At 47.7% G+C, this 15,815-nt stretch carries 13 protein-coding genes; 3 read left to right on the top strand and 10 right to left on the bottom strand.

Annotated features, from left to right (window positions below; translation table 11 throughout):
* Window positions 1-71: 71 nt before the first annotated feature.
* The 9 genes from NYE68_RS16995 to NYE68_RS17035 all read right to left on the bottom strand — a co-directional run bounded on the left by NYE68_RS16995 (window position 72) and on the right by NYE68_RS17035 (window position 11,975).
* The gene (locus NYE68_RS16995; protein ID WP_003152023.1) at window positions 72-308 is read right to left on the bottom strand and encodes a DUF2642 domain-containing protein; all 237 of its coding nucleotides are present in this window, start codon (window positions 306-308) and stop codon (window positions 72-74) included.
* A gap of 137 nt (window positions 309-445) precedes the next feature.
* Window positions 446-976: an HD domain-containing protein gene (locus NYE68_RS17000; RefSeq protein WP_007613450.1), complete on the bottom strand. Its 531-nt coding sequence runs from the start codon at window positions 974-976 to the stop codon at window positions 446-448.
* A gap of 164 nt (window positions 977-1,140) precedes the next feature.
* Window positions 1,141-1,872, bottom strand: coding sequence for a (S)-benzoin forming benzil reductase (locus NYE68_RS17005; protein ID WP_015418111.1), 732 nt, complete (start codon window positions 1,870-1,872; stop codon window positions 1,141-1,143).
* A 60-nt stretch (window positions 1,873-1,932) separates the two neighbouring features.
* Complete coding sequence (essA, locus tag NYE68_RS17010) at window positions 1,933-2,406, bottom strand: type VII secretion protein EssA (protein ID WP_015418112.1); 474 nt, start codon at window positions 2,404-2,406, stop codon at window positions 1,933-1,935.
* A 7-nt stretch (window positions 2,407-2,413) separates the two neighbouring features.
* The gene (gene esaA / locus NYE68_RS17015; RefSeq protein ID WP_324636433.1) at window positions 2,414-5,539 is read right to left on the bottom strand and encodes a type VII secretion protein EsaA; all 3,126 of its coding nucleotides are present in this window, start codon (window positions 5,537-5,539) and stop codon (window positions 2,414-2,416) included.
* The gene (gene essC / locus NYE68_RS17020; RefSeq protein WP_324636432.1) at window positions 5,536-10,011 is read right to left on the bottom strand and encodes a type VII secretion protein EssC; all 4,476 of its coding nucleotides are present in this window, start codon (window positions 10,009-10,011) and stop codon (window positions 5,536-5,538) included. Before essC ends, esaA begins: the two co-directional genes overlap by 4 nt.
* A gap of 54 nt (window positions 10,012-10,065) precedes the next feature.
* Window positions 10,066-11,352: a type VII secretion protein EssB gene (essB, locus tag NYE68_RS17025; protein WP_061861493.1), complete on the bottom strand. Its 1,287-nt coding sequence runs from the start codon at window positions 11,350-11,352 to the stop codon at window positions 10,066-10,068.
* A 14-nt stretch (window positions 11,353-11,366) separates the two neighbouring features.
* Window positions 11,367-11,606 carry an EsaB/YukD family protein gene (locus NYE68_RS17030; RefSeq protein WP_007408690.1) on the bottom strand — a complete coding sequence of 80 codons (240 nt, stop codon included), beginning with the start codon at window positions 11,604-11,606 and terminating at the stop codon, window positions 11,367-11,369.
* Between the two features lie 75 nt (window positions 11,607-11,681).
* Window positions 11,682-11,975, bottom strand: coding sequence for a WXG100 family type VII secretion target (locus NYE68_RS17035; RefSeq protein WP_015418116.1), 294 nt, complete (start codon window positions 11,973-11,975; stop codon window positions 11,682-11,684).
* 315 nt (window positions 11,976-12,290) lie between these two features.
* Between NYE68_RS17035 and NYE68_RS17040 the strand changes: the two genes are divergently transcribed.
* From NYE68_RS17040 to NYE68_RS17050, 3 genes are all read left to right on the top strand, one after another.
* Entirely contained in the window at window positions 12,291-13,520 is a 1,230-nt protein-coding gene (locus NYE68_RS17040) for a PucR family transcriptional regulator (protein WP_064107450.1), read from the top strand.
* 103 nt (window positions 13,521-13,623) lie between these two features.
* Window positions 13,624-14,754 (top strand): alanine dehydrogenase, encoded by a 1,131-nt coding sequence (gene ald, locus NYE68_RS17045; protein ID WP_003152011.1) that lies wholly within the window; start codon window positions 13,624-13,626, stop codon window positions 14,752-14,754.
* A gap of 117 nt (window positions 14,755-14,871) precedes the next feature.
* Window positions 14,872-15,549 (top strand): YukJ family protein, encoded by a 678-nt coding sequence (locus tag NYE68_RS17050; RefSeq protein WP_007613467.1) that lies wholly within the window; start codon window positions 14,872-14,874, stop codon window positions 15,547-15,549.
* A 44-nt stretch (window positions 15,550-15,593) separates the two neighbouring features.
* Here NYE68_RS17050 and NYE68_RS17055 read toward each other — a convergent pair whose 3' ends face one another.
* Window positions 15,594-15,809: an MbtH family protein gene (locus tag NYE68_RS17055; RefSeq protein WP_007408694.1), complete on the bottom strand. Its 216-nt coding sequence runs from the start codon at window positions 15,807-15,809 to the stop codon at window positions 15,594-15,596.
* Between the last annotated feature and the right edge of the window lie 6 nt (window positions 15,810-15,815).

Raw genomic sequence — 15,815 nt, forward strand, 5'->3', positions numbered from 1 at the left:
TATGTATCTCAAAAAAGAAGACGCACCGGGATTCTATAGGGCCGCCTCCGGTTTGCGCCTTATTCGGGCTGTTACACGCGTTCGGTATAATCAGGCATGACGGAAACCACATGGCGGTTTCTGATATAAAATACACGGTCATGCGTTTCTTCAATGGCGATGTGATCCGGAGTGGCATCAATCAGCCGTCCTCTGACAATGCGTCTGACGGTTTGAATGATAAACCTTGAGCCGATAAGTTTATGGATGGTCTGATAAACGTAAGGGTCCACTAACGAGACGATTTGCGGGCTTCCTTGATGGGCCATTTTCGCTGATCCCCTTTACTATGTTTTCCTTCAGCATATGCAGCGGACAAAGGCTTTGACACAGTACGTCTATCGGAGCGGAAAAGGTGTTAGTGAGCATGCGGAGTTATGTAAGCGGAAAAGGCCGCATGAGTGGCCTAGACTGAGCTTCTTATGGGATATTGGGCTTGGTCAATTAACTGATCAAGCTTTTGGATTTGTTTGAGCGCGGCCGTGTGATCCATTTGGCGGTAATGGTGATGCCCGCCGGGTTCTTCATCGAGTTCATCTGCTTGTTTCACGATTTGCTGGAGCGTATTCTTGTCCAGTTCGCCTTCAGGCAGATAGGAATCGGTGTGAAGCAGAATCGCCAGCGCAATGTCCTTCGCCGCTTTTGGTTCTTCACCGAGCCGGATGAGCAGCTTATGCGCCCGTTCCGCGCCTTTAATGGCATGGATATCGTTTCTTCTGTACTTTTCATAATCCCATTTGCCGTCTGTGTACCATTCATAATGGCCGACGTCATGCAGTAAAGCCGCTTTCGCCGCAAGATCCGGGCTGACACCTGCTTTTACGGCAAGACGGTATGCATGAAACGCGCAGGCGATCGCATGGGCGACACCGGAACGCTGTAAATACTTTTGTGCGATTGGATGGGTGAAGACATCCATTAACGTTACATTTCTCATGGAAACCCCTCCTTATTTATATTTTTAGAATCCTAACATAAATCGAGAAGAAACTCAATTCATCTGATACATTTCTTATACCCCTTATACGTTGTTTCATTCATCATATGCCGCCGGACCCCGAAGTGATTGTACAAACAAAAAAGAGCAGCGTAAAAGCTGCTCTACAAAAATTCTTTGATATCGTATATCCGTCCGTTTTCCGGCTCACCCGCGATCAGTGAGTGAATGACGCCGGCGATGTATTCCGGGCTTCTGAGGTTTTTCGTTTCTTTCAGATTGCGGAACCGTTCGATGTCATGGAAATCTTCTTTTGACGAAGAACGGATGACAGCCTGCATGTCTGTATCCATCACTCCCGGCGAGAATGAGATCATGCGGACCGGCAGCTCTTCATCTTCCTGTTCAAACCCGAATGTTCTCGTAAACATATCAAGCCCCGCTTTTGAGCTGCAATACGCGCTCCAGCCTTTATAAGGATTTTTCGCCGCGCCCGATGTGATGTTGACAATTGTTTTGCTGCCGCTGAACGCTTCGAAACGCTTTGTGAACATTTGGCTGAGCAAAACGGGCGCCGTCAGATTAAGGGTGTAGTGGCGGTTCAATTCTTCGGCGGAAGCCTCTTTCGCCCGCTTGATCGGTTCCACCATGCCGGCATTATTGATCAGTGTGACAGCGGAATACCGCTTCTTCTCAGCTTGATCAAGAATCGCCTTCATCTGCCGCTCTGTATCTGCCAGATCGGTTAAATCAACACTGTATTCTGTCAGCCCCTCGCGCTTTTCCCCGCTTATCGTTCTTGAAAGCGCGGCGACTTCGGCTCCTTCTTGCAGCGCTTGTTCCGTCAGCGCCCGGCCCAAGCCTTTTGACGCGCCTGTTATAAGAAAAAACTGCATGAAACTCCTCCTTTTTTTCTTATTTTACGGGCTGTCTTCCCGCAAACACAAGCGATCCGTTTACCGCTTTGCCTTTTCCTGCGCCGTGACTTTCGGGATCAAATAGATCATCGCCGCAATCCCGAGGAGGATCAAGACGGCATAAATGACAGGCAGCAGATAAGAAGTCTTTTTCTCCTCCGTTTCCATATCTGCCGAGGTATGCCGCACCGCAGGCTCGGCAAATGTGATACCCAGTTTTTTCGATTGCGCTTTGATCGTATTCGGCTCCGTGTCTGACGATGTAAACAATTTTGATATCAGTTTGTCATCCGGGTTTTCGGCCGGCTGATCAAAGGTAATATCCTTCTGTTCTTTCGGAAGCGCCGTTTTTTCCTCGGAGTAGGCATCGTCGTGCAGGTAATCCGTACGAATTTCAATGTCTTTCTTTTCATATTCATTCGGCTTGACATCAGTATTTTCCTCATTCGCGGCTGCGGCTTGGGGAAGGAAAAGGAAAAAGGAGAGAGCAAACAGCAGCAATCCTTTTTCCATGAACGTGTTACGCCTCATAAGACTGATCACTTTCCTCCGTTTTTTCCGCAAACAGCCGAATGACGAGCGGAAGCGCCGCCGCAATCAGCGTAATGATCGCAAGAACCGTTACCCCCATCGCAAACAGATGGCCCGTTCCGTATTGAATATCGATATAGACTTTCGAAACCGGACTGTCAAAGGTGAAGTTCGGCATAATCAGGTCGATCAAAGGCGCCACATAAAAGAGAATGAGCGCGGATGATGCAATCCATCCGGTGATTGAGCCAAAGACAAAGGCTGCCCGGATAAAAGCTGAACCCGCCGCAAGCAAGAGAATCGTAAAGACTGACCATTTAATCGTCTGATCGTCCGGAAGCGAGTAGATATTCAGACCGAACAGACTGATCATCAATCCGACCATAATGTTTAAAATCCCAAAGAGCGCGCCTTTGACAAGAAGCGGCGCCTGCTGATAATACGAGCTGAAATAGCCGAGCAGAAGACTGCTGATCAGGACGATCACCAAAATGACGACCGGCGGAACATTCTGAACCCGGTCTTCCGGCACCTCTCCGCTGATTTTAAGCGGGTTGGCGAGATAATCGTAAACGTAGCCGTTTTCCTGTCCGTCAACGAGCGCGTTCCCTAAAATGCCGTACACGTCATTTCTGATCAATTTCGTGGAATCGACGTTTTTGCCCCAGTTGCTGTTCAGGGTGTCCGCTTTATGCTGGACGTCATTTACGCTTTGCTGCATATTGTCGGTATAGCTGATGATGCCGGACTGGCGTTCTGACAGATGGCCCATCGTGTCAGACATTTGCAGGACTTCGCGGCCGACGGTATCCTGAGCGCCGAGCGCCATCGTTCCGGTTAATCCGTCTCCGCTGAACGCGGCCGCTTCCTGCACGGCGCCTTCAGCCAGCTGATCGGATGCTTTCGCCGCGCTGTCTGAAATGCTGGCGAGCTCATCGAGCACTCCGGCTTGTTCATCTCTGATATACGAGCTGTAGTTATCCGAGAATTCGGTCATGCCTTTAATGAAATTGCTGATGTCTTCATCTGTCTGCATCTTGTTGTTTTTCAGATTTTCCCAGCTTGCCGTTTCCACCGGTTTGATGGCAAGAACGGTTTGAACTTCGCCTTGCTGGGCTTTCAGCACCCTGTTTTTCACATCAGGCAGCGAGCCCGCGTCAAGAGAGTGATAAAGTGTCGCCTCATACAGGGATAAATCATTATAGTAACTCATTAAATCGGATATTTCTTTTGTATTGATGTCAGCGGCAAATATCTGTTCAAGAGCAGATTTGCGGCCGCTATCCAATGACGGGTAGTTCAAAATGTTCTGTTCTGTTCTTACAATCAATCTGTAAACGGTATTGAAGTCTTGTTTTCTCGTTTCTTCTAATTCTTCCAGATTTCTCTTTAATTTTTCTGCACGTTTTTCAACTTTGGCAATCTGGTCTTTAAGGCCTTGGATTTCTTCATCAAGAGCATCGAGACGTTTTTTCAGTTCTTCATTATGAGTCTGCTGTTTCTCTTCCAGCTCTTTTTCAATTTGCTGAATGCGCTCTGCGGCTTGGTTCAGCCTTTCTTTCGCCTCAGATATGTCCGTGCCGCCGTCCCCTTCAGAATCGTTCGGATCGTCCGCCGGCTCATCAGCAGGCGGAGTGACGTTTTTAGCGGCTGTCGCGGTCTGGACGGTTTTTGGCTCCTGATCGCCTGTGTTATCGGAAGCAGGCTGCTCTTCTTTTGTGCCGTCTTCCGTTTTTCCGTCTTCTCCGGGATTCGTTCCGTTATCCGGATCGGTATCGCCGGAGTTTTCACCGTCATCGCCTTGGCCCGGGTTTTCCGGTTCCGGTTTTTCTTTTTCCGGTTCTTTTAATCCGTCAGAAATGTCATTGATTTCAGCGGAGATGCGTTTTAATTCGTCACGCTGATCGTCAAGGTCCATTTTCAGATCGCCGGGTTTTTCTTCTTCCGGTTTTTCTTCTTCTTTCGGTTCATCCGAGCTGTCATCCCCCGGGTCCTTTTCCGGAACGGTTAAAGCCTGCCGATCCCTTTTCATAAGGGTTTGGATACTGTTCAGTGTTTCAAATCTTGCTTGAGCTTTATATTGAGTCAAAAAATTGTTCAGTAAATTGGATTGAATATCTGCCATCCCGTGTTCCTGCTCAGGAACCTGCGCTTCTCTCACCTGTTGGGCGGCAAGAAGAGCCGATCCCGTCTGGTCAAGCTGTGTCTGCGCCCGGTTTATGCCTGAAGACAGTCCGCTCATCATCGTGCTGAACTGGTTGGCGGCCTGCTGTGCTTTAATGGCATTCAGTCCGGTTGTGATTTGCTTTTGGTTTTGTTCCTGCGCGGCCATCAGCAGTTTTTTCTGATTTTCTTGATATTGTTTATAGCGCTCGACCGTGTCGGCAAAGTCTTTAAGCGTGGTTTTGGCTTCATCTGCCGAAGTCAATTTTTCTTTTGCCGCGCCCTGCGCTTCATTCATTGATTTTTTCAGTTCGTCAATCAGGTCTTTTTGCCGTTTGATTTCACCTGCCAAGTCATTGGAGCTCGGCTTGTAAAAGTTGTACATGACGTTTTGAAACTCTGATTCTTTATTGACGATCTTGTCAAAATCGCCTCGGACATTGTTCACTTTTTGCGAGACGAAATTCCAATATAATGCCGACATTTTTTTATTCATTGATTTTTGGGCGTCTTCTAGCTCACGCTGCACCTTTTCTTTGTTGACGGCGTTCAGGTTGCTTTGAATATTGAATGTCAGCGTGGCTTTTTGCGGACGCTCCTTGTCATAGCTTAAGATATCTTTTGAAAAATCGGATGGAATGTAAACGACGGCGTCATACTTCTTAGCCGCCAGACCGTTTTCAGCCGCGCTCCTGTTGACAACCGTCCATGAATAATCCGGACGGCCGCCGAGAGCGGCCGCTACTTCTTTGCCGAAATGGACGGATTCCTCTTCCTCATTTTCATCTGTTTGTAAGCCCATGTCTTCATTCACGACTGCGATTTGGCGGGTGGCGTTGATTTTTTGTTTTCCCGGGTCATCGCCGATAAACCGGAAAAACAGCACCGGCAGCAGCAGAATGATGACGACCGCGGCTATTAATTTGATCAGGCTTTTTCGTTGTTCAGTCATCTGACGGCCTCCCTTTCCGCTGAACATAAAGGTATTTGGATTTTTTGCTCCTTCCCGTTTTCAACCAAATAGCCGAAGCCCGGCTGAATGTCCGGTTCCTGCCTTTGGTAAGGCAGCGGAATGACATTTTGTTCGGATTTTTTCACAAGCAGCATCGCGTGGCGGATCTGTTTCATTTCCGTCGTTAAGGAATCATAGCCTTTTGAGAATTCGCTGTGATTGCCCGCCGGGATAAAACTGAAGCCCACATGCGCGTAAGATTTCATAAACATCGCCAGCTTGTCCTGAATGGCGGTGTCGATCGTCTGCTGGAATCTTGTAATGCCGTCGGCCATTAACACGACCGGAGAGAAACTGAGTTTGTGGACATCGCCATTTTTGACGGCCTGCGCATACTGAGCTTCGCGCTCCGTGAAAATAGCTTCTGCCGTTTCGATCCACTGCCGGACGTCTTCTTTTGTGTCCAGATAGCTGACTTTTGTTTCCTGCGCATACTGCGACAGTCCGCGGTCAATCGAGTCAAACAGCCCGACCTGTTCCGTACCTTCACGCAGCAGGTGATTCAGCATCACTTTCAGGATGTTTGTTTTTCCACGCTGTGTCTGGCCTAAGATAAGGCAATGCTTATTTTTGCCCAGATCAAAGTACACAGGGCTGACCTTTTCCTCATGAAGCCCGACAGGAATGCGGAACGGTTCTTGATGCGGGCCGAGACGGAGTGAAAATTCGCCGGCCGTCAGCCTATCCGGAAGCATCGGAATCGGGTCTGGGCCGGCTGTTCCGGCGTGGCGCTCAGCTAATGCTTTGACATCGGCTTTCAGCGCCTGGAACATCTCGAGGTCATTTTCCGCTTCAGCCGGAAGAAACATTTGCGCGAAATACAGTTCTTCTTTTTGGATCATGACGCGGCCCGGGATCGGTTCGAGACTGAACGGCGGACGCCCGTAAATGGAGTATCCTTCTGACTGATCCATTAAATAATGGACGACTTTCGTTTTTATGTTGTTTAACAGCGATTGGCGGACGGCGTTTACCCTCGTTGCGGTCAGCAGGAAGTAAATGCCTAAGCTTTGCCCGTCGCGTGAAATCTGGATAAATTCCGTTTCTAATTCATGCATTTCATCTTTGACGATGTCGAAATTGTCAATTGTGATAAATATAAACGGCAGCTCTTCTTCACTGAGCGAATTGTACATTTTGATATGGCTGACTTCTTTTTCTCTGAACAGCCGTTTCCGCCGCTCGATTTCTTCCTTGATGCGGATCATGAATTTTTCGATCTTTCTCATTTGATCCATTAAGAAATAGTCTGCGGTGTGCGGAAGCTTTGCCAATGGCAGAAGCGTGCCGTTTCCGAAATCAAAGATGTACATATGAAGCTCTTCCGGCGTGTATCCTTCCGCGAAGTTCATCAGGAAGGTGATGGCAGCCACTGACTTGCCGTAGCCGGATGAGCCAAAAATGCCGATGTTGCCGTCATCCATCATCGTATAAGCGAGAGGCGCCTGTCTTTGCTGATCAGGCTCATCCACGCAGGCGATGAAGAAGCGGTCTTTTTCCTGCGCGGGGTAAAGCGTGCGCGGGATACGTTCGGCAAGCGGCGGAAGCCACGGGCTCGGCAGCTTTTCAATGCCCATTTCATTTTGAATCCGCTCGATTTCTTCGACTACGGCTTCTATTTCTGCCGGGGCGTCTTTTTTCGCCGCATCATCCGCATCCACCTCAGACAGCGGAATTAAGCCGGTGTCGGTAACGATGGCAATGTCATCCTCGGTGCCGTATACATCTTCCATGTAAGGGGCGCCGCTCCAGGCAGACTGGAACTGCTCATACACTTCGTTATTTCCGACTTGCAAGTAGCCGCGTCCGGTGACCGTAATATTCGCCGCATCACTGTTTTTCAGGATTTCTTTACTGTCACTTGCATCCTGCACTTTCAGCGCGACCTTAAAGCGTGAGTTGCTCCATATTTGGTCGTCAATGATGCCGCCCGGCTTTTGCGTGGCGAGAATTAAATGCACACCAAGGCTCCGTCCGATGCGGGCCGCGCTGACAAGCTCCCTGATAAAGTCAGGCTCTTCGCTTTTCAGCTCGGCGAATTCATCTGAAATCAAAAACAGGTGCGGCATCGGAATCTCCGTTTCTCCCTGTTTATACAGCTTTGTATAGTCATTGATGTGATTGACGCGATATTGATCAAACAGACGCTGCCGTTTTTTCAGCTCGCTCTTAATGGATGCAAGCGCCCTGATACTGAAGTTTCTGCTTCCTTCAATATTCGTGATGGTTCCGAGAAGGTGCGGCATCTTGCGGAACGGCTGGGCCATTCCTCCGCCCTTATAGTCAATCAGCAAAAACGCCGCTTCATGCGGGTGAAAATGAACGGCCAATGACAGGATGTACGTTTGCAGAAATTCACTTTTCCCGGAGCCGGTCGTTCCCGCCAGCAATCCGTGCGGCCCGTGCGCTTTTTCATGCAGGTTTAAATAGACGATGTCGTCTTTTCCTTTATAGCCGATCGGAACAGCCAGCGATTTTGCGGACTCACTTGTCTCCCACTTCTGTCTGATGCCGATTTCTTTTACTTCCTTCGCATGAAACAGCTCCAGAAATGAGACCGTTTCAGGAATGGAATTCGTCATTCCGACCTGATGGTGCAATGTCCGAAGCGTCCGGGAAAACCGCTCGTTGTTTGTCCGTTCGTGCCTGTCCAGCTTAAACGGAATCTGCACCGCTTTTTTCTGCTGAATAAGAATGTCTCCCTCATCTTCATTAATGTAGCGGACGAGGGTGTGAATGTTTTCCGCCAGGCTTTCCTTCGTTTCCGCGGCGATGATTGCCGAGATGCCGAGATGCTCATGCCGGCCTTCGATGTATTCTAAAATGACGTGCTCTGCGATCAGCTGCTGATTTGTGATGACAAAGACAAAATGCGGCTGGAAGATCTTCTTTTCTTTATCTTCTTCCAAATCCCGCTCCCGCAGCAGCTCGTAAATGGACGATAACAATTGATCGCGGGTCTGTTCATTGTAAATAAATCCTTTCGCGTACATATGAGGCAGCTGAAATTGCGGCAGCCACTTCATCCATTCCCATTCCTTATATTCGTCCTCATGAAAGATAAAGACAAATCGCAGGTCATGGTAGCTGTTGAAGAACGCGAGCTGGCCGATCAGCTGATGAATTTCATTTTTGACGATCTGGGGTTTCCCGACAAGCCCCATCGGCCCTTCTTGTAAATCAACGGTCACAGGCGCATGGCGGATATCTTTATACACACGCTGCATGTGCTGCGACTGCTCCATCAAGTCATCCACATCACGATTCGCCAGGTCTCCGCCGCTCATTGAAATCTCGTAGCTTGCCGGGACCGTGCCCGTTCCGAGCCGAAGCATCAGAAAATCCCTGCTATCCAGCGATTTCTCCCAAATGCGGCCGCTGATTTCAGAAGTTAAATATTTCATTTTTTCAAACGGGGGAAAATGATGCGTCAGCACTTGCAGCTGTTTTTCCGACAGCGTCTGAAGCTCTTTCCGTTTGTTTTCTAAATACTGCTTGTACACACGCTCCCGCTTCTCCTCCCGTTTTTTCCGCTGGTTTTTTTCACGGAAATACTGCACGGTGGAGGTAATGAGAGTCATCATAAACATCGCCAAAGAGACAAGGATGAATATGCCCCTCGGCTGTATAATGGCGACAACCCCCATTACAATCAGCATGACCAAAGGAGGCAGAATGACGAGCCACAGCCCCCGGTTATTCTGTTCGCTTTCCTGCGAGGGAAAGCTGAATGAAACGCGGTCTTCTGGAAGATCGTAGACCATACGCGGCGTTCTTCGATATTGCGGGTATTTCTTTTTCATTTCGGTGCTTGGTTTTACCGTTTTGGTTAAACCGGTTTGAAGCTTTTCGTGATGAACGATTTCTAAAAGGTCGTCCTCCGTCAGCCTCACACGCAGAAAATTCCACAGCAGCTCATCTCCCGTGCGGAGCCTTTCGGGAGCTTCTGCAAGTTTTCCGTTCACATAAACGTCCTGGCCATCAGGGACGACAGACCAGCATCCTCCCGACTTTCGCAGATAAAAAGCCCCTGTTTGAGCGGAGGACGGCTCTTTGTATATATCCGCTTCCTCTGTTTCTGATGAGAAAACGATCTCATCCTTCCCGCCGATAAAATAAACGGAGGATTCTTCTTTGTCAGGGGTGAGCAGAAGCCGCATCGTCTCTTCTTCAATCCGGCAGGGCATTTCATTTCCTATTGTCAATTCGCCGGCACAGTTATTTCCCAGGAAAACATCATAACGATCTGTTTCTTTTCGATAAAGGGTTGCGGCGTTTTGCCGTAACGGAAGTGTGCCGACCGTGATTGTATCTTTCATATCCGGACCGATCGTAATCGGCTGAGACGGCGGGAGTTCAGACAGCTGAATCTTTTGTACGTGCTCTCGGTAAAAGACCCATAACAGACTCATATGGCGAACCTCCTGACAGCCTGATCGTTACCTGCGGCCATTTGATGTGTGCTGTTATTTTTTTTCATCTTTTTTCTCATCTTTCTTGTCGTTCTCTTTGTTATCTTTCGCTTTGTCCTGTTTGCTTTCATCCTGTCCGGCGGAAGCTTCGGCGGTGTCACCGTTTTCCTCCGCTTCTTTATGCTGCTCCTCCGCCTCTTTTTTCGCCTTCGCAAGCTCGCTTTCCACGGCGTCCAGTTCTTTCTGCTTTTCGTCGTCTTTCATACTGTCATCCGCTAATAATTGCTGTTTATATTTTGTAAGTCCGAGCCAGATGTACGGGTTGTACTCAAGATTGCGGCCGATTTTGATGGCTTCTTCATTTTCCCCTCTGCCGATATCAATCCAATAAAGGAAATGCTTCGGGTCTGATTGCAGCGTGACCAGATTCCCGATGTTTTTCCGCTGCTCTTCCCTCAGATTTTCAACTGCCACATAAGAGGAAGCAAGCTCGTACTGCACAGATTCCGGGAGGCTTTCCGCATCGTATTTGGCGAGTGTGTCAATGACTTTGCTGTACTGCTGATTTAAAAAATAGCGGTTGCTTTCCGTAATTGCCTCTTGCTTTGGCTGGGCGAAAAACAGAACGTATAAGGAGTAAAGAAGTGCCGGCACAAGGAGGACGGCAAGCGCCAGACCGGCGTATCTTTGGATTTTCCATTTCTTTTTCGGCAGTTTTATGTATGTCTTGTCCCTTTCTTCGAGGGAATCAATTGCGGTTTGAATGGTTTCTTCCAGTTCTTCAATCGTCTCCGCCTCTAGCACGCTTTTCACCTCAGGAGAGAAGTGAAGCGTCTCCTTGTACTTCAAATATTCATCGAAGGTGTACGCCCCGTCAGCTGCAAGCGCCGCACAGGCTTTGAGCTCTTTTAACACCCTTTCTCTATCTTCCTCATAAGGCGGAAGGCTCTCCTTTACGCCGTAATGAAGAAAGTAAGGCGTCAGCGCTTTATCAAACACGATATTTTCAGGGGCGGCAATCAGATTGAGACGTTTCAGCTTATGCTGTTTCACGGCTTGGACGAGACGGTAGGCAAATTGCCACCTGCTTTTTTTATCTTTTCCTTTTATATAGCGGAAAGCCTGATAAGAAGAAGGAGGTTTGATTGTGATGGTTACTTCGTCTTCTGAAACTGAGACCTCTTTTTGAAAAAAAGGATCAGCATCTTTAATCACGTTTGCTTCCAGCCCGTCGAGAAGCTTGATTTTTTCCCGCTGGAAGGTGAACGTGAAGCCTGATTCGGTTTCTTCCCGGACGGCATCTAATTCTGTTTCTAAATAAGATCTGTTATGACCTGTCATTCCACCATGTCCTTTCATAAAATTTCAAGGCGGTCTCCGTTCGTAATGCCGCAGTCAGATAGCTTTTGTTCTCCGGAAAAAACCGCTTCTTTATTGACCACTCTGATCCAATAGCCTTCACGCGGCGGAACGGATACATGCTGAGCCTGCCGGGCAATATCAATGACTTTTTTCACAGAATGGTAATCTGACAATCTGAGATCGAAGACGCTGCCGTTATAATGTGTTAAATCTATTGTAATATCGATATACATATTCATATCACCCTTACATAGAAAGAGCGCCGTCTTCTTGATTGAATCAGGCGCTCCGTTTCTTCATTCATCTTATTATCCGCGAATTTGGTTAGCGATATCTTGGTCAGTAGACTCAAGCGTATTTGCCGTTTGATCGAGCTGATGATTCACATCTTGAAGCAATTCAGACATTTTAATAAATGAAGGTTTCAGCTGCTCATATTGATCTGCAAATGCTTCACTTGAAGCACCTTCCCACATGCTTTTCAAATCAGAAATCATGCGGTTCAGGCGGTCAACCTGATTCATGACTTCCTGACTTTCAACGCCATATTGCTTAGCCATCGCTCTTAGCTCTTCGGGTGTGACACGAATTAATCCAGACATATTCCTTATACCCTCCTGTGTCATCAGCCTAAATATGGGCTAATTCACTTATTTTTTGAACGTCATTATTATAAAAACAACCATTCGGCACAGTCAAACAAATCTGTTTTAATTTTACAAAATGAGTCTTATGATATATTGGATTTTTCGTCACATTTACACATTTTGTAAATGTAGTAGTATGATTTTCTTATTATTTTCGTTTTCATCGAATGATCTTATTGTCCTAGTCTATTTCCCTGCAAAGATGCCTTTCAGTCTGAAAAGCAAGATGGTAAGATCAAGATATGAAGCTATGAAAAAGTAGGGATACAGATGACCAATCCAAAGGATCCATTTAAGTACAGTTTCGACAGGCTTGAAGATGTTGCCGACCATATCAGTGAAGTTCTTCAATGCCCCATTACAATAGAAGACGTTAATCATAAACTGCTTGCATACAGCACGCACAGCGATTGTACAGATCCGGCCCGGACGTCGACGATTATCGGGCGGAGGGTGCCGGAAAAAGTCATCAACAAACTCTGGAAAGACGGAACCATTCCGGCCCTTTTAAAAACGGACCAGCCGATCAAAGTGAAAGAAATCGACGAGGTGGGCCTGAGCAACCGCGTGGCGATTTCCATCTGGAAAAACAATCAGGTTCTCGGATTTATTTGGGCGCTTGAAATCAAAAAAAAGCTTAATGATGAGGATCTGAAGACACTTCAGCTGGCAGCCAAAGCGGTGCGGAACAAGCTTTTGCATCTGCAGATCCGCAAAACGAAAATCGAAGAGCGGGGCCAGGAGTTTTTTTGGAAAATGCTGACCGGCCATATTTATCAGGAAGCCGAAATGGCCGAAGGGTTTCATAAGCTCGGGATGGCGCTGCCGTCCGTGTTCAGCGTCATGATCATCCGTTTACATGATGAGCTGACTGAAAAGACGGAACAGCAGCTGCAATATTTGCAGGAAACGACACAGCAGATTCATGTCATGCTGGCGACTGTTGATTCAAATGAATTAATCTTATTAGCCGCGCCGAAAACCGATCAGCCTTTTAAAGATGTAAAGCACTTCGCCCTTCATATTCAAAAACAGCTGAAGGAACGATATAAAATTGAGGATGCGTCGATTGCGGTCGGCGGTATTTACGAATCGATTTCTTATGTTTACCGCTCCTATCAGGAAGCGCTTTCCGTATTAAAAGCGAAAGAGCGGTTTGTGAGAGAAACCAAACACCTTTTCAGCTTTTCGGAACTCGGCATTTATCAGTACCTGGATGTGTTGGATGAAAAACGCAAGCACAGCGGCTATATGAACTATTCCCTCTCAAAGCTTGAGCAGTATGACAGGGAGCACCAAGCCGATATGGTAAAAACGCTCGAACATTTTATTGATGCCGACAGCAACGTCAACACCGCCGCTAAAGCGCTTAACATCCATGTCAATACATTGAATTACAGGCTGAAAAGAATCAGCCAGATCGCAGAAATCGACTTAAAAAATGTGAATGAAAAGTTTACGATTTACCTTGATATCAAACTTCGCAGCATGGGTTCGTGAAATTTCACAAATCCGTGTTTTTTTATTTTCTGTTTCAAACAAAGAATTTTCGCAAAAATCACGCTACACTTAAAACATCACACAAACATTGGGGGAAACAGACATGATTATCGGGGTTCCAAAGGAAATCAAAAACAATGAAAATCGAGTGGCTTTAACACCTGGAGGCGTTTCACAGCTTATCGGAAACGGCCATCGGGTTCTTGTGGAATCCGGAGCGGGACTCGGAAGCGGCTTTACAAATGAAGATTACGTATCAGCAGGGGCGGAAATTCTGGAGGACAGAAAGCAAGTATGGGATGCGGAAATGGTCATGAAGGTAAAAGAACCGCTGGCTGAAGAGTATGCGTATTTCCGTCAAGGTCTGGTCTTATTCACTTACCTTCATTTAGCTGCAGAGCCGGAATTAGCTAAAGCGCTTACAGAAAAAGGCGTGACAGCTATCGCGTACGAAACGGTAACGGACGGACGTTCCCTTCCGCTGCTTACGCCGATGTCCGAAGTGGCCGGCAGAATGGCCGCGCAGATCGGGGCTCAGTTTCTTGAAAAACCAAAGGGCGGAAAAGGAATTTTATTAGCCGGCGTACCGGGTGTATCCCGCGGAAAAGTCACGATCATCGGAGGGGGCGGCGTCGGAACAAATGCCGCGAAAATGGCTGTCGGACTCGGTGCCGATGTGACAATGATCGATTTGAACGCAGACCGACTGCGTCAGCTTGATGATATTTTCGGGCATCAGATTAAAACATTGATGTCAAACCCTGTAAATATTGCGGATTCCGTCGCGGAAGCGGATCTTCTGATCTGCGCCGTGCTCATCCCGGGAGCCAAAGCGCCGACTCTCGTTACGGAAGAAATGGTTAAACAAATGAAACCGGGTTCCGTCATTGTTGATGTTGCCATCGATCAGGGCGGCATTGTGGAAACCGTTGATCATATTACAACCCACGATAATCCGACTTACGAAAAACACGGTGTCGTTCACTACGCTGTCGCCAATATGCCGGGCGCCGTACCGCGTACGTCTACGCTCGCATTAACGAATGTAACCGTTCCTTACGCGCTTCAAATCGCCAATAAAGGCGCGGCACAAGCCATTGCAGACAGCCCTGCGCTTAAAGCGGGCTTAAATACGGCTAACGGACATGTCACGTATGAAGCGGTAGCCAAAGACTTAGGCTATGACTACGTGCCTGCTGAAAAAGCAATGCAAGGTTCGGCTGCAAAAGCTTAATAGATATGAAGAGGACAGCCTGATCAGCGGGCTGTCCTTTTTTCTTTCTCATAAAAGGAAAAACGGCCCCCTGTCTCGAATATCAATTCATATCCCGGAAGAAAAAGGAGGATTCATATGGCTGTTCAGCACTATGGTGTATTAAAAGGCACTGTGTCAGATATGAAAAGGGAAACAGATGATGATTCTCCGCATTTTCAAGTCGAGGTGCTAGGCGAGCCTGATACGCGCTATCGCTGTGCGATCAATGTCATGTCAAGTTCAAAAGAATCAGAGGTTCTGTATGCGGCACGCGATCATTTTGACGCAAGCGCGATCACCCTGCTGCCCAACATTCCGTATGGATATACCCCAATTGATGAAACCAGCCGTGAGCTGGCGCTGGATTATGTCCGCGGCGGATTGTTTGATCCCCGGAACATGGTGCCCCTCCCGCATGAAGTCACCGGTCCGGATAATGACTTAAATGACTTTATTGAGACGTACATGCAAAAAGCGAAATCAGAAAAAGCCACCGTCTATATTTACGGCTCTAAATTCGGGCCGGAGCCGGGCGCTGATAAGATTTTCGGGTTCAAGCCGACAAACGGCATGCATAATATTCATATGAATCAGGGAAACCCAATTGATACACGCTGGAAGAAGGATAACGGAACGTGGCACGACGGCGGTATTTTAATCCAGTTTGCAGACCAGTGGGCCGCGGTCTTTTTGGCTTTTCTGTCTCAGTCATGGTGCACGAATGAAGAAGGCCACCCTTATACATTTTGTGATCATACACAGCTTAACGGCTGATGTCCGCATAAAAAGCCTGCCGAAATAACGGCAGGCTTTTCTTATTACATTTTAGCGGCTTCGGCCTGTTTCAGGCTTTCCGGCCTCATATCACGCCAGTTTGTTTCAATATATTCGAGACAAACGGGGCGGGTTTCATTCGTGAGGCGGGTTTCCCAGCCGTCCGGCACATCCAGATAGGCCGGCCACAGTGAGTACTGGCCTTCAGCATTGACGAGCACATGGTATGAGCCGTCTTCCCGTTCAAATGGATTTGTCATATCATC

The organism is Bacillus sp. FSL R5-0447 (assembly GCF_038606125.1).
GTDB classification, from domain to species: domain Bacteria; phylum Bacillota; class Bacilli; order Bacillales; family Bacillaceae; genus Bacillus; species Bacillus velezensis.